This window comes from Methylophaga sp. UBA5088 (assembly GCF_002414625.1).
Classification (GTDB): domain Bacteria; phylum Pseudomonadota; class Gammaproteobacteria; order Nitrosococcales; family Methylophagaceae; genus Methylophaga; species Methylophaga marina.
Genome location: NZ_DIAC01000048.1, coordinates 18,798 through 33,862 on the forward strand (window position 1 = coordinate 18,798; position 15,065 = coordinate 33,862).

The window sequence follows — 15,065 nt, forward strand, 5'->3', positions numbered from 1 at the left end:
GCGAGTCTGGCTGTGGCAAAACTACAGTTGGCAAAGGAATATTGCAACTCGTGCCTGTCACCTCTGGCAATGTTATTTTTCAGAAACAAACGCTTAATCGATTGTCATCTAAAGCCTTACGTTCAGCTCGCGCTTCTATGCAGATTATCTTTCAAGATCCTTTTGCGTCAATGAACCCGCGAATGACCATTAACAATGTCATCAAAGAGGGGATGCTGACATCTTCAATTAAAGATCCTGCGTTGCAGGAAGCAAAAGTGGATGAATTACTGCTTCGAGTGGGATTGAGGACAGATATCAAACATCGTTATCCACATGAGTTTTCAGGTGGTCAGCGCCAACGAATATGTATAGCAAGAGCATTAGCCGCTGAACCAGAATTAATTATCTGTGATGAACCCACGAGTGCACTGGATGTATCTGTTCAGGCACAGATATTAAATTTACTAAGAGATATTCAGCATGAGTTTGGATTATCATTTTTATTTATAACCCATAACATCAGTGTGGTAGATTATTTGGCTCATTGTGTGGCAGTAATGTATCTTGGCCGCATTGTTGAGCAGGGCACACGGGATGAAGTGTTAAATAATCCAAAGCACCCATACACTCAGGCATTACTTGCAGCGGTTCCCAGAATTCATGCAGATGAGAATGTGGTGGTCGCTCATCAACTTGATGGTGAACTGCCTTCGCCAGCGAATCCACCTAAAGGCTGTCACTTTCATCAGCGCTGTCCACATGCTATGCCTATATGTTTGGAGCTATATCCTGACTCAACGCCGCTCAGTCCAACACATCATGTGAAATGTTTTTTATTTGAGGAAAATTATGGATCAGCAAACACAAACTGAACTTGAAGCCGCCGCGTTCAGACGTTTACTTGAACATCTGCGTGAAAATACCGATGTACAAAACATTGATTTAATGAATCTGGCAGGATTTTGCCGGAATTGTTTATCAAAGTGGTATCTGGCTGCAGCAGAAGAAAAGCACATTGATATGGATTACGATCAAGCGCGTGAGCATATTTATGGCATGCCATATAGTGAATGGAAGGACAGATATCAGACAGGCCCAAAAAAATAATGGATGAAATGCGCGCTTATCTGGGCTTTGACTCAGATAATGTCGCAGCTTTTCTGCCAGCGCTTTGGTATCTGTAGCATCTTCTTCTGTTGGTCGAAGTGTGGCAACAGTCGAAATGGTCTGACGAAGTTGTTGTAGATAATTTCGGCAGCAACTACAGACAAGCAGGTGTAAAAATAGACCGAGTCGCTTTCTAATAGGCAGATCACCTTCAAGATAATTACTGGCTTCTTCTGCCACATCTTTACATTGAAACATCTGTTATCTTCCTCGGTATTCTTCGATTTTGTGGTGTATGGTCGTGCGGGCCCGATGCAAGAGCACTCTAGCATTAGACGAACTGATATCTAGAATGTTACAGATCTCTGACATTGATAAGCCCTCCATATCATACATAGTTAACAAAGCACGCTGGTTTGCGGGTAATTGACGAAAGCTTGTTTCAATCAGTTCTTTTAGTTGTTCGTTTTCAAGAAGGGCATCAGGTGTCTCCTGTTCCCAGGGTAAAACATCATCTAAGCGATGGCCTCGTTGATCAAATTTATCTCGAGGGACTGATTCCCAGCCTTCATCCAGAGAAACTTGTCGTTGCTCTCGCTTGAACCGAGTCTTGGCAGCATTACTGGTGATTTGCAAAAGCCAGGTTTTTAAGCTGGAACGTGCCTCGAAGTTTGGTAATGCTTTGATGGCTGACAGCCAGGCATCTTGAACAATCTCATCAGCGAACGCTTCACCCACAATAGCTCTGGCAATCGTGAGCATTAAGCCATGGTATTCAGATACAACATAGTCAAACGCTTTAGCTTCACCCTCTATCAACTGCTGAATTAAGAGGCGCTCTTGTGTTGGACTATGCTTCACATTTTTTTTCATTATGTTTGTAACAATCCTTCGTGAGGCTCGTCTACTATGCAAGACGGACAACAATGCCCGTTTATTTTTTAATAACAATAGAAGGAAGTAATCATCATGGCAACCTTAAATAAATCATCAGTCGCTATAGCCACATTAGCAGCAGGTATGGCCTTGTCACCATCTTTAGCCAGTGCCGACAGCAACCCATTCTCTTCAACAGAACTTTCGAGTGGTTATATGCAACTTGCTGAACATCATGCAGACGAAGCGAAATGTGGTGAAGCAAAGTGTGGTGGTGATAAAAAAGCTGAAGAAGCCAAATGTGGCGCGGATAAAAAAGCAAAAGAAGCTAAATGCGGTGGCGATAAAAAAGCTGAAGAAGCCAAATGCGGTGCAGATAAAAAAGCACATGAAGCCAGCTGTGGTGGTAATCACTAAAAATACACTGGCAGTTTCTAAATAAGGGCTCTTTGAGCCCTTATTTATTAAGGAGAACAGGTATGTCTATCTGTCATATTTATCATGGTGTCTCAACCAGCTTAAATAAAACGCGTGCCGTCGATTTTATGGCACCACTATTATTACGTGTGTATCTCGCGCCTGTTTTTTGGGTGGCTGCCAACAACAAATGGAATCCGTTTGATGCTGATAGCTCTCTGAATAGCACAATCGCTTGGTTTGCGAATCCTGATTGGGGATTGGGGTTACCTTTTCCTGAATTGATGGCTTATCTGGCCTGGGGAGCGGAATACTTTGGTGCAATTTTTCTCATTCTGGGCTTGGGCATTCACTTAGTCACACTACCGTTAATGTTTACTATGATTGTCGCTGCTGTCACTGTCCATTGGCAAAACGGTTGGCAGGCAATACATGACACGATGAGTCCTTTTGCATCAAATGATGTCAATGAAGCTATAGAGCGTCTTCACAAGGCGAAAGAGATTTTGCAGGAATATGGGCATTACGACTGGTTAACACAACATGGTAATTTCGTTGTGCTTAATAATGGTATTGAATTTGCCGCCACCTATTTCCTGATGTTGCTAGTGTTGTTTTTTATCGGGGCTGGTAAGTACTTCAGTGTTGATTACTGGATAAGCCAATACTGTCAGCCGAGCGAGGAGGGTAAGTAAATGTTTTTTAGAAAACAAAAATCCTGGGAAATAGCTGAATCAGAAGTCACTGACTTTAATATTTATCAAAACCGTCGACAGTTTCTCAATACCAGCATATCGATTGGTCTAGCCAGTGCATTTCCATCAATGGTGTTAGCTGCGACCGAAGATAATCCGACTCAACTTTTCAAAGACTTGAGTAATAGTCCTTTTTCTACAGAAGAAGAAAAAACGGATTTTGAGTCAATTACGACATATAACAATTTCTATGAGTTTGGCACATCAAAAACGGATCCCGCACTGAATGCGACCGCTTTTCCAGATAAGTCTGAGTCATGGAAAGTCGTTATAGATGGTGAGTGTGAAAAACCTGGTACATACGATTACGATGAATTGATTAAACCCTTCTCTTTAGAAGAACGAATATATCGAATGCGCTGTGTGGAGGGGTGGTCTATGGTGATTCCATGGATTGGTTTTCCGCTGGCTGATTTGCTAAAAAAAGCGCAGCCAAATGCGAATGCAAAATTTGTTGAATTCACGACATTATATGACCCAGAACAAATGCCGGGGCAGCGACGCGCTGTGCTTGACTGGCCTTATGTAGAAGGCTTACGCATTGATGAAGCAATGAATCCTCTTACACTCTTGTCAGTGGGGCTCTATGGCAAAGAGTTATTAGGACAAAATGGGGCACCAATTCGATTAGTTGTGCCTTGGAAATACGGTTTTAAAAGCATTAAATCGATTGTGCGTATACGGTTTGTAGAAAAAATGCCTCAGACGGCATGGATGAAAGCTAATGCTAGAGAATATGGCTTTTATTCAAATGTGAATCCAAATGTTGACCACCCACGTTGGAGTCAGGCAAAAGAACGCCGTATCGGTGAATTCTTGAAGCGTAAAACGCTGATGTTTAATGGTTACGGCGAGCAAGTGGCAGATCTCTATGCTGGCATGGATCTTAAACGTTATTTCTGAAAACTAGATGTCAGCAAAAAACAAAGCAAGCATGGTCAAGGCAGGAGTGTTTTTTATCTGTCTTGTGCCACTCATTTATCTAATCTGGGGACTCTTTACTGAGAACCTTGGTGCTAATCCAGTTGAGACATTAACCAGAAACTCTGGCTTATGGGCATTACGTTTTTTATTAATCACTTTGCTGGTTTCACCTATCCGTTGGTATACAGGTCTGACGGCAGTCGTCAAATATCGACGCATGTTAGGTCTCTATGCCTTTTTCTATGCCTTTGTCCATATGCTGTTATATCTTGGTCTCGATCAACTTTTTAATATTCATGACATTTGGAAAGATATCATCAAACGTCCATTCATCACTGTGGGCTTCATCAGTTTTATTTTGCTGTTACCCTTGGTCGTAACCTCAACTAATAAAATGATAAAAAGGTTGGGTGGTAAACGCTGGAAAAGGTTACACCGTCTGACATATTTAGTTGCTTCTTTGTCGTGTCTTCATTTTCTTATGCTGGTAAAGGCCGATATTCGTGAACCAGTCATTTACATACTGTTGCTTTTAGCCTTGTTTTTTGTCAGGTTTTTACATTCATTTAATAAAAAAAAGCTGGTCACTCGCTGATTTTTTTCGCAAACTGATATACAACACCTCAACGTTGTGGTGTGAACTAACCATAAGTCAGTAAACAAGNNATGGTGACTTTGTTGATATCACCGCTACGTAAACTGACGGGTATCAATCACTTTATCCGCTTTCGCCGAATGCTGGGACTTTTTGCTTTCTTTTATGCCAGCGTGCATATGCTGCTGTATCTCGGACTGGACCAGTTTTTTGATGTACAGGAGATATGGCTGGATATTGTTAAACGTCCTTTTATAACCATTGGTTTTATCAGCTTTGTCTTGCTGATTCCATTAACGGTTACCTCTACCGACAAGATGATGAAACGCCTTGGTGGTCGTCGCTGGAAAAAATTACATTATTTAATTTATCTTATTGTCGTGCTTTCTTGTGTGCATTTTTATATGCTGGTCAAGCAAGATAAAACTGAACCATTAATTTATTTTTTCATTGCTATCCTGTTGCTTGGCTTCAGGGTATTCAGCCAGCGCAGGCGTAGTCAATCAGCCGCTTCATAAAGCTTATTTAACCGGCTTTTACAGCAGTTTTTTGTTATAAATTTTTTCCACAAGGTTTTGATTTTCTTGTCAGAATGGCGCTGTAGCACGCTTTTGTCGGCGTGCTGCAGTGTGAATTAAACAAAAACTGTTACAATGTGCGGCTGTAATTTATCGCGTTATGATTTGAGAAGGTATTTATGACTGATTTTGTCGATCACGATCCACAGGAAACTCAAGAATGGCTCGACGCCCTTGAGTCTGTAATTGAGGCCGGTGGTGAGGAAAAAGCGCACTTTATCATTGAGAAGCTCATTGATATGGCTCGTCGTACTGGGATTAACCTCCCGTATAGCGCTAACACTGCATACGTCAACACGATTCCTGTTGATCAGCAAGAACGCATCCCTGGTGACCAGGCGATGGAACACAAGCTGAGATCTTATATTCGCTGGAATGCTATGGCGATGGTAGTGAAAGCTAATATGAAACCCGGTTCTGTCGGTGGTCATATTGCGAGTTTTTCATCAGCAGCCACCCTTTACGATGTGGGCTTTAACCACTTCTTTAAAGGTGATGAATATGGCAATGGTGCTGATATGGTTTTTGTTCAAGGCCATTCATCTCCAGGTATTTATGCGCGTTCTTTCCTTGAAGGCAGACTGACTGAAGAACAATTAGAAAATTTCCGTTTTGAAGTAGACGGTAAAGGTCTGTCCTCTTATCCACATCCATGGCTAATGCCTGACTACTGGCAGTTCCCAACTGTATCAATGGGGCTTGGTCCTATTTTAGCCATCTATCAGGCTCGCTTCATGAAATACATGCAGCACCGTGATATTGTCAAAACAGAAGGCCGTCATGTCTGGGCTTATCTGGGCGATGGTGAGATGGATGAGCCAGAATCATTAGGTGCGATTACCTTGGCTGGTCGCGAGAAGCTGGATAATCTTATCTATGTCGTTAACTGTAACTTACAGCGCCTTGATGGCCCTGTACGTGGTAACGGCAAAATTGTTCAAGAATTAGAAGCTTTATTCCGTGGTGCGGGCTGGAATGTTATTAAAGTTTTATGGGGTAGTGGCTGGGATCAGTTACTGGCTCGTGATACAAAAGGCTTACTGCTTAAACGAATGGAAGAAGTCGTTGACGGCGAATACCAGAACTATAAAGCCAAAGATGGTGCTTATGTGCGTAAACACTTCTTTGGTAAATACCCTGAATTGTTAGAAATGGTTTCTGACATGACAGATGAAGATATCTGGCATTTAAGTCGTGGTGGTCACGATCCAAGAAAGATTTATGCTGCCTATAAACGTGCCGTCGATCATGTTGGACAACCTACCGTTATCTTAGCTAAAACCGTTAAAGGTTATGGCATGGGTGAAGCGGGTGAAGGTCAAAACACGACGCATCAGCAGAAGAAGCTGGAAATTGAACAAATGAAACGGTTCCGTGACCGTTTCAACATTCCTTTAACAGATGAAGAAGTAGACAACGTCCCATTCATCAAACTTAAGGATGACAGCCCAGAGAAAAAATATTTACTGGAACGCCGTAAAGAATTGGGCGGTTTCTTACCTAAACGTAACAACAGTGCACCTGCTCTGAAAATTCCTGAATTAAAACTGTTTGATGCTGTATTGAAATCAAGCGGAGATCGTGAACTTTCAACCACAATGGCGTTTGTTCGCGTCTTGACTGCACTGATTCGTGATAAACAAATCGGTAAAAATATCGTTCCAATCGTGCCGGACGAAGCCCGTACTTTTGGTATGGAAGGCTTGTTCCGTAGTGTGGGTATTTATTCTTCTTCTGGCCAGCGTTATGAGCCCGAAGATTCAGGAAAAGTCATGTGGTACCGTGAAGATACCAAAGGCCAGATTCTTGAAGAAGGGATTAACGAAGCCGGTTCAATGGCTGAGTGGGTATCAGCTGCAACGGCTTACAGTAACTACAACGTTAACATGGTGCCGTTCTATATCTATTACTCCATGTTTGGTTACCAGCGTGTTGGTGACTTATGGTGGTTAGCTGGTGATATTCAGGCCAAAGGTTTCCTCATCGGGGGGACTGCAGGTCGTACGACATTGAATGGTGAAGGTTTACAGCATCAAGATGGTCATAACCTATTGATGGCAAATGCTATTCCAAACTGCATCAGCTACGATCCGACTTACGCCTATGAAGTTGCGGTGATTGTTCATGATGGTATGAAACGTATGTATGAGAAGCAGGAAAATGTTTTCTACTACATCACGGCCATGAATGAAAATTACAAACACCCTGAAATGCCCGAAGGCGTTGAAGAAGGCATAATCAAAGGGTTGTATAAGCTCAAAACTGGCGGTAAACATAAGCTTAAAGCCCAGCTTATGGGTAGCGGTACTATTCTGCGTGAAGTGGAAGCAGCTGCAGAGCTGCTTGAAAAAGACTGGAAAGTCTCTGCTGATGTGTGGAGTGCGACTAGCATGAACGAGTTGGTTCGAGATGGACAGGAAGTTGAACGCCATAATCGCCTCAACCCAACCGCACCGAAAAAACGCAGCTATATTTCTGAATGCTTAGATGATGCGGCTGGTGTCGTGGTTGCTGCAACAGACTACATACGTTTATATGCAGAACAAATCCGTCCGTGGGTTAAAGCGAGCTATACCGTTTTAGGTACGGATGGTTTTGGCCGAAGCGATACTCGTGAAGCATTGAGAAGTTTCTTTGAAGTGGATCGTTATCATGTCGTTGTTGCAACACTACATGCATTAGCCGACGAAGGTCAGATCAAATATGACGTGGTTGCTGATGCAATCAAAAAGTATGAGATTAATGCAGAAGCAATCAACCCAGTTAAGGCATAAATAATGGCAGAATTAATTGAATTAAAAGTTCCTGATATTGGTGACTTTGAAGCAGTTGAAATCATTGAAGTGCTTGTTGCTGAAGGCGATAGCATTGATGAAAATCAAGAAGTCATTACTGTAGAGTCTGATAAAGCGATGATGGAAATTCCAGCATCGCAAGCAGGCACGATAAAAGAAATGAAAGTGGCGGTTGGTGATAAGGTCAGTGAAGGTACCGTTATTGCTATGCTTGAAGTGGCTGAAGGCGCTTCTGCTGCAAAAGAAGACGTTAAACCTGAAGAAAAAGCTGAAAAACCAGATGCGCCCGCATCAGCAGAAAAAACAGAAGCCAAAGCGGAGACTAAGGTTGAATCAACTCCGGCATCTGCAGCATCCACATCTGAGGCGATTCCCTACGCACCTGACAATAAAGCAGGTGTTCGTCGTGCTCATGCCTCGCCTTCAGTGCGTCGATTTGCTCGTGATTTAGGTGTTGTGCTGACATCGGTCAGTGGCACTGGTCCAAAAGGGCGTATCACTAAAGATGATGTTCAAAACTATGTGAAACAGGTGATGACGACACCTGCCTCTGCGCCAGCGCAAAGTGGTAGTGCAATTCCATCAGTACCGGTGGTTAATTTTGAACAGTTTGGTGATATCGAGGCACAAGAGATGTCTCGTATCAAGAAAATATCTGGCAAACACCTTCACGCATGTTGGTTAAACATCCCACACGTTACACAATTTGATGAAGCCGATATCACTGAGTTAGATGCTTTCCGCAAAGAAAATAAAGAAATGGCAGCGAAGAAAGGTGTGAACTTAACACCTTTAGTTTTCATTATGAAAGCGGTGGTTGCTTGCTTAAAACAATTCCCAGAATTCAATGCTTCACTTAGTGAAGATAAAGAAAGCCTGATTCTAAAAAATTATTACAATCTGGGTGTGGCTGTGGATACACCAAATGGGCTTATGGTGCCGGTTATCAAAGATGTCGATAAAAAAGGCTTTTTGGAATTAGCTGGTGAACTTGGTGATATTAGTGCCCGTGCTCGTGAAGGTTCATTAACAGCCAAAGATTTACAAGGCGGTACATTCTCTATTTCAAGTCTTGGTGGTATTGGTGGTCAGTTCTTTACGCCTATCGTTAATGCGCCGGAAGTGGCGATCTTGGGTGTGAGCCGTCATCAAATGAAACCGGTCTGGAATGGCAAAGAATTTGTTCCACGACTGATGCTGCCATTATCTGTCTCTTATGACCATCGCGTAATTGATGGTGCGGCAGGTGCACGCTTTACCGTGATGCTCAGCCAGATGTTGTCTGATATTCGTAAGGTGCTGCTATGAGTGAAATAGAAGTAAAAGTCCCTGATATTGGTGATTTTGATGCTGTTGAAATCATCGAAGTACTTGTGAGTGAAGGCGATATTGTTGAAGAGAATCAGGATATTATCACTCTTGAATCAGATAAAGCGGCAATGGAAATTCCTAGCACAGCCAAAGGAAAAATTGTCAGCTTAAAGGTATCTGTAGGCGATAAGGTGGCTGAAGGTGATGTTATCTTAACGTTAGAAGCTGAGCAGGCCGAGGCTGATACTGAAGACACCGAGTCAACACCTGAAGCAACGGAAACTAAAGCAAGCTCGCCAGAAAAAGCAGGGCCAACACCAGCGGCTGTTCCGCAAGGTGATGCGGATCTGCATGCCGAGGTATTGGTGCTCGGTTCTGGACCGGGTGGCTATACTGCCGCATTCAGAGTGGCTGATCTGGGTAAGCAAGTCGTCATGGTTGAACGTCACGAACGAATTGGTGGTGTTTGCTTAAATGTCGGCTGTATTCCTTCAAAAGCATTGTTACACACAGCGCAGATTATTAATGAAGCCGAAGAAATGTCGCATCATGGGGTGAAATTCAATAAACCTCAGATCGATATTCGCGAATTAGAATCTTGGAAAAGCAGTGTTGTTAATCAGTTAACTGGCGGCTTAAAAGCATTAGCTAAAACACGTAAGGTCACCATAGTGCAAGGCGAGGGTAGTTTTACCAGCCCAAACACTTTGAATGTTGAAGGTCCTGACGGTGAGAAAACGATCTCGTTTGACCACTGTATTATTGCTGCCGGTTCACGCGTAACAAAAATCCCTGTATTCCCAAATGACGATCCAAGAATGATGGATTCCACGGATGCATTAGAACTGGAAGATGTACCAGAAAAATTATTGGTCATTGGCGGTGGTATCATCGGACTTGAAATGGCGACTGTTTATGATGCTTTAGGCTCCAAGATCACTGTCGTTGAGTTACAAGATAGTCTGATTCCGGGTGCGGATAAAGATATTGTTAAGCCGTTGCTCAAGCGTGTAGAGCAAAAATACGACAATATATATCTGAACACAAAAGTCAGTAACATTGAGCCAAAAGAAGATGGTTTACTCGTCACTTTTGAGGGTAAAGATGCACCTGAACAAGCGATGTTTGACAAAATACTGGTTGCTGTTGGTCGTTCACCAAACGGTAAACTGATTAATGCTGAAGCAGCGGGTGTCATCGTGACTGATCATGGCTTTATCGAAACGGATGGCCAGATGCGTACGAATGTGCCGCATATCTTTGCTATTGGTGACATTGTAGGTCAACCGATGCTTGCCCATAAAGCAACGCATGAAGGGAAAGTGGCTGCTGAGGTGATTGCTGGTCAGAAATCCGTATTTGAACCTATGACGATACCATCTGTTGCCTATACCGATCCTGAAGTGGCCTGGATGGGAATGAGCGAAGACGAAGCCAAAAAGCAAGGCATTGATTATGTGAAAGGTGCCTTCCCTTGGGCTGCCAGTGGTAGAAGCTTAAGCCTGGGTAGAGATGAAGGTCTGACAAAAGCTATCTTTGAAAAAGAAACTGGCCGATTAATTGGTGCAGGTATTGTTGGTCCTAATGCGGGTGAATTAATTGCAGAAGCTGTTCTCGCTCTCGAGATGGGAGCAGATGCTGAGGATATTGGTTTGACTATCCATCCTCATCCAACTTTATCTGAGACATTAGGATTTGCTGCAGAAATGGCCGAAGGATCAATCACCGATCTGATGCCGCCACGCAAGACTTTGCACTCTAAGTAACAATGCGTAAACTGGCTGTTGCCAGCAATTGATGAGGGTATATCTGTGTTCAACACAGATATACCCGTTTTTTTGCCTATTATTTTTTTGAGTTAATGACAAGCAAGGGCCATTTTGATGCCACGTTAAAACCGCCACTCAAGTGGGCGGGTGGGAAACGTTGGTTATTACCTGTTCTTAAACGCTACTGGAATAAACATCAGCCGAGCAGACTGGTGGAACCTTTTTGTGGCGGGCTTTCGGTTGCGCTTGGTTTAGCCCCAGATAATGCATTACTCAATGATGTAAACCCCTCATTAATCAATTTTTATCAGCATCTAAGCCAAGGCCTGGAAGTCGAAATAGCGTTTATTAATGATGAGGCAAACTACTATCAATGTCGTGACGAATTTAATCGGCTTAATGCTAAACAAAGTGATCCAGCGCGGGCGGCACAACTCTTCTATTATCTGAATCGCACTGGCTACAATGGTTTGTGTCGGTTTAATAGTCAGGGCGGTTACAATGTCCCTTTCGGACGTTATAAAACCATCAATTATTTAGAGAGTTTTGTTCACTATCAGCCAATCCTGTCTCGATGGCAATTTTCTTGTGAGGATTTTGAATCGATACCACTCCAAGCGAATGACTTTGTATATGCCGATCCTCCATATGACACACCCTTCCATCAATACTCACAAAAAGGATTTAAATGGGAAGACCAGGAGCGTCTGGCATATTGGTTAAGTCATCATGAGGGGCCAGTTCTTTTGTCTAATCAGGCGACAGACAGAGTCATCAAGCTTTACCGTCAGCTGGGTTTCAGGCTGCGTTACCTTGATGCACCACGTTTAATTAGCTGTAAAGGAAATGGGCGGAAAGCGGTGAAAGAAGTGCTTGCGATCCGCGGTTTTTGATACAATACGCGTTCTTTTTTATTCAAGTTAATGCCAAGATTGCCGATGCTATAACTATGGTGATTTAGGAATTAAGTCAGTTCATTTTTTACAGGAATACATATCACCCATGTCTAAAATCAACAAAGTCGTATTAGCCTATTCTGGCGGATTAGATACCTCAGTTATTTTGAAGTGGTTACAAGATAAATATGATTGTGAGGTGGTCACTTTCACAGCTGACTTAGGGCAGGGTGAAGAAGTTGAACCAGCCAGAGCAAAAGCACAGTCTTTAGGTATCAAAGAAATCTACATTGAGGACTTACGTGAAGAATTTGCTCGTGACTATGTCTTTCCTATGTTCCGTGCAAATGCTATCTATGAAGGTGAATACTTATTAGGTACTTCTATTGCTCGTCCACTGATTGCTAAACGTTTAGTTGAAATTGCTCAACAAACTGGTGCAGAAGCGGTTTCTCATGGCGCGACCGGAAAAGGAAATGATCAGGTCCGCTTCGAACTTGGCGCCTACGCACTAAATCCGAACATCAAAGTGATAGCCCCTTGGCGTGAATGGGACTTATTGTCTCGTCAGAAATTACTTGATTATGCAGAACAACACGGCATACCTGTAGAAATGAAACAAGGTAAAAAATCACCTTATTCAATGGATGCTAATCTGCTGCATATCTCATATGAAGGTGGCATTTTAGAAGATCCATGGGCTGAGCCTGAAGAAACGATGTGGCGTTGGTCAGTTTCTCCAGAAAATGCTCCAGATAAAGCGACTTACCTTGAACTGACCTATGAAAAAGGTGATATCACCGCTATCAATGGTGAGGCTATGTCACCAGCGACAGTCATGACTTACCTGAATAAAGTAGCGGGTGAAAATGGTATTGGTCGTCTTGATATCGTTGAAAATCGTTATGTCGGTATGAAGTCACGTGGATGTTATGAAACACCCGCTGGGACAGTGATGTTGAAAGCCCACCGTGCTATCGAGTCATTGACCTTAGATCGTGAAGTAGCTCACCTTAAAGATGAATTAATGCCTCGTTATGCCAAATTAATTTATAACGGATATTGGTGGGCACCTGAGCGTGTGATGCTGCAGAAGATGATTGATGAATCGCAAACCACCGTTAACGGTAAAGTCCGTGTCAAATTATATAAAGGTAGTGTTTCTGTTGTTGGACGTGCTTCTGAGACGGACAGCCTGTTTGATGAATCTATTGCTACATTTGAAGACGATGCGGGGGCTTATGATCAGAAGGACGCTGAAGGTTTCATTAAACTGAATGCGCTGCGTTTGAAAATTGCTGGTAAAGCAAAACGTAAGTTCTGATAGCGCTTAATAAGGCCAAACTGAAATATGGACTACAACGAATTATCTGATAAAGCCGCGGAATATATGCGGCTTGCGTTGCCCCTAATGCGAAAGCATGGGGTGCCAATGACGCCAGATAATTATACCGTATGGTATGAACATGTTTCCGGTGCCAATGAAGCCCTTTCTTTAGCTATTAATTCCATGGTTAAAGAAACGCCAGTATTAACGCAGAATCAATGTCAGCACTTATTTAAAAGCTATTTCAATATTGAAAAAGAGCGCGAAGAAGTGTTCCAAATGCGTCTTGAACTGGCGCGTTTGCTGAAAGAAGTGATCAACTTCATCTACAGCAGTGTTATGCATACTGATAAGACAAATCAACGTTTAAATGATTTGTTAAGTCGAATTAACCGTGATATGTCTGCAGCCGAAATTCATCAAATAGTCGATGATATTTTGGCTGAAACACGCCAGGCCATGAACAGTGGTGAATTATTAACTGAGCGCTTAGACACGGCGATGTCTGAGTTACAAAAACTTAAGAAAGAATTTGATGTGTCTAAGCAGGAAGCGAAAACCGATACGCTTACTGGATTAGCAAATCGTAAGGCTTTCGATGAAGTCGTGACAAAGGTGACACATGATGCAGATGACTCTGGCTTAGATGTGTGTATTATTTTTGCTGATTTGGATTTATTTAAAAATATCAATGATAAGCATGGACACCTGGTCGGTGATCAGGTGTTGCGTGTTGTTGCCAATTCACTAAAGGATAGTGTTAAGGGGCGAGATCTGGTGGCGAGATACGGTGGTGAAGAGTTTGCTATAGTCTTATTGAATACCAGCTTGCAAAATGCTAAAAACGTTGCTGAGAATATTCGTCTGGAGATTGCCTCAAAACGAATTCAGCGTAAAGATACCCGGGAATCCTTAGGCACGATTACTTTGTCTTTTGGTGTCGCTCGTTATGTACCATCTGAAGGCAGTGAAAGCTTTATGCAACGTGCAGATAGAGCGCTTTATATGTCGAAAAGGAGAGGGCGCAACTGCGTATCAGAAGCGCCACCGCCTATTATTTAGTTTGTTCTGGGAACGTATTTGTAAAAAATACTTCCTCAAGATCAAGCTGTCCTGAACGAGGGCGTGCATCCTGTAGTTTCTTACCTATCGTGATCATCATTACGATCACGTGATCATGTGGCAAGTTAATTAGTCTGGCGACTTTATCAAAATCAAAGCCATCCATAGGGCAAGAATCATAGCCCATACCTTTAGCCATCAGCATTATTGTTCCTGCAGCAATGCCTGCTGAACGAAAACACTCGTCACGTTGTCCTTGGTGATGATTAGTGTAATAGCCCTCAATAGCGGGCAACATAAAATCTTGAACTTCTTTTGGCGCATGTCGCCAATAACGTTGCGGATCTTTCTCCCAGGCATTTAAGTCAGCACATAAAATTAATAACATTGAGGCATCAGTGACTTGTGCCTGGCCATAACTGGCTTCACGGATAGCTTGACGCAGAGCGTTGTCTTCAACATTAACAAAACGCCAATGCTGAAGGTTAAAGGCTGTTGGAGATAAAATCGCATGCTCCATCAGCATGTTGACTTCTTCTGCGGTCATTTGATGTTCAGGGTCATAATGCTTAACAGAACGACGTGTAAGAATCGCTTCTTTAATATCCATAAATACTCTTGTGATTAATTTGAAGATGTTTCAACTTTCAGATAGATAATTTGCTGTTGTG

15 protein-coding genes are annotated in these 15,065 nt (G+C 42.7%); 13 read left to right on the forward strand and 2 right to left on the reverse strand.

Annotation, left to right across the window (positions count from 1 at the left end):
- Together B4K20_RS06310 and B4K20_RS06315 are read left to right on the forward strand one after the other, a co-directional pair.
- The coding region (locus B4K20_RS06310; protein ID WP_289282280.1) for an ABC transporter ATP-binding protein at positions 1 to 854 on the forward strand (854 nt) is incomplete at its 5' end.
- Complete coding sequence (locus B4K20_RS06315; RefSeq protein WP_286304444.1) at positions 832 to 1,089, forward strand: DUF1244 domain-containing protein; 258 nt, start codon at positions 832 to 834, stop codon at positions 1,087 to 1,089. The genes B4K20_RS06310 and B4K20_RS06315, both read left to right, overlap by 23 nt.
- 261 nt (positions 1,090 to 1,350) lie before the next feature.
- Here B4K20_RS06315 and B4K20_RS06320 read toward each other — a convergent pair whose 3' ends face one another.
- Positions 1,351 to 1,962: an RNA polymerase sigma factor gene (locus B4K20_RS06320; RefSeq protein ID WP_289244762.1), complete on the reverse strand. Its 612-nt coding sequence runs from the start codon at positions 1,960 to 1,962 to the stop codon at positions 1,351 to 1,353.
- A gap of 96 nt (positions 1,963 to 2,058) precedes the next feature.
- Here B4K20_RS06320 and B4K20_RS06325 point away from each other — a divergent pair, with 96 nt between their 5' ends.
- The 11 genes from B4K20_RS06325 to B4K20_RS06375 all read left to right on the forward strand — a co-directional run bounded on the left by B4K20_RS06325 (position 2,059) and on the right by B4K20_RS06375 (position 14,394).
- Entirely contained in the window at positions 2,059 to 2,382 is a 324-nt protein-coding gene (locus B4K20_RS06325; RefSeq protein WP_286304447.1) for a low-complexity protein, read from the forward strand.
- Between the two features lie 62 nt (positions 2,383 to 2,444).
- Complete coding sequence (locus B4K20_RS06330; protein WP_289282281.1) at positions 2,445 to 3,077, forward strand: DoxX family protein; 633 nt, start codon at positions 2,445 to 2,447, stop codon at positions 3,075 to 3,077.
- Positions 3,078 to 4,040 carry a protein-methionine-sulfoxide reductase catalytic subunit MsrP gene (msrP, locus tag B4K20_RS06335; protein ID WP_289282282.1) on the forward strand — a complete coding sequence of 321 codons (963 nt, stop codon included), beginning with the start codon at positions 3,078 to 3,080 and terminating at the stop codon, positions 4,038 to 4,040. It begins immediately after the preceding gene.
- A 7-nt stretch (positions 4,041 to 4,047) separates the two neighbouring features.
- The gene (locus tag B4K20_RS06340; protein WP_289282283.1) at positions 4,048 to 4,656 is read left to right on the forward strand and encodes a sulfite oxidase heme-binding subunit YedZ; all 609 of its coding nucleotides are present in this window, start codon (positions 4,048 to 4,050) and stop codon (positions 4,654 to 4,656) included.
- An 83-nt stretch (positions 4,657 to 4,739) separates the two neighbouring features.
- Positions 4,740 to 5,174 carry a sulfite oxidase heme-binding subunit YedZ gene (locus tag B4K20_RS06345; RefSeq protein ID WP_289282284.1) on the forward strand — a complete coding sequence of 145 codons (435 nt, stop codon included), beginning with the start codon at positions 4,740 to 4,742 and terminating at the stop codon, positions 5,172 to 5,174.
- A gap of 179 nt (positions 5,175 to 5,353) precedes the next feature.
- The gene (gene aceE, locus B4K20_RS06350; RefSeq protein ID WP_286304451.1) at positions 5,354 to 8,008 is read left to right on the forward strand and encodes a pyruvate dehydrogenase (acetyl-transferring), homodimeric type; all 2,655 of its coding nucleotides are present in this window, start codon (positions 5,354 to 5,356) and stop codon (positions 8,006 to 8,008) included.
- A gap of 3 nt (positions 8,009 to 8,011) precedes the next feature.
- Positions 8,012 to 9,337, forward strand: a complete 1,326-nt coding sequence (aceF, locus tag B4K20_RS06355; protein WP_289282285.1) for a dihydrolipoyllysine-residue acetyltransferase — start codon at positions 8,012 to 8,014, stop codon at positions 9,335 to 9,337.
- The gene (lpdA, locus tag B4K20_RS06360; RefSeq protein ID WP_289282286.1) at positions 9,334 to 11,106 is read left to right on the forward strand and encodes a dihydrolipoyl dehydrogenase; all 1,773 of its coding nucleotides are present in this window, start codon (positions 9,334 to 9,336) and stop codon (positions 11,104 to 11,106) included. The genes aceF and lpdA overlap by 4 nt, the downstream gene beginning before the upstream one ends.
- Before the next feature lie 95 nt (positions 11,107 to 11,201).
- Positions 11,202 to 12,002, forward strand: coding sequence for a DNA adenine methylase (locus B4K20_RS06365; protein ID WP_289282287.1), 801 nt, complete (start codon positions 11,202 to 11,204; stop codon positions 12,000 to 12,002).
- Positions 12,003 to 12,111: 109 nt separating this feature from the next.
- Positions 12,112 to 13,329, forward strand: a complete 1,218-nt coding sequence (locus tag B4K20_RS06370; RefSeq protein WP_289282288.1) for an argininosuccinate synthase — start codon at positions 12,112 to 12,114, stop codon at positions 13,327 to 13,329.
- Between the two features lie 27 nt (positions 13,330 to 13,356).
- Complete coding sequence (locus B4K20_RS06375) at positions 13,357 to 14,394, forward strand: GGDEF domain-containing protein (RefSeq protein ID WP_289282289.1); 1,038 nt, start codon at positions 13,357 to 13,359, stop codon at positions 14,392 to 14,394.
- On the opposite strand, the gene B4K20_RS06380 is transcribed toward B4K20_RS06375, so the two are convergent.
- The gene (locus B4K20_RS06380) at positions 14,387 to 15,004 is read right to left on the reverse strand and encodes a nitroreductase family protein (RefSeq protein WP_286304456.1); all 618 of its coding nucleotides are present in this window, start codon (positions 15,002 to 15,004) and stop codon (positions 14,387 to 14,389) included. The genes B4K20_RS06375 and B4K20_RS06380 overlap by 8 nt on opposite strands.
- Between the last annotated feature and the right edge of the window lie 61 nt (positions 15,005 to 15,065).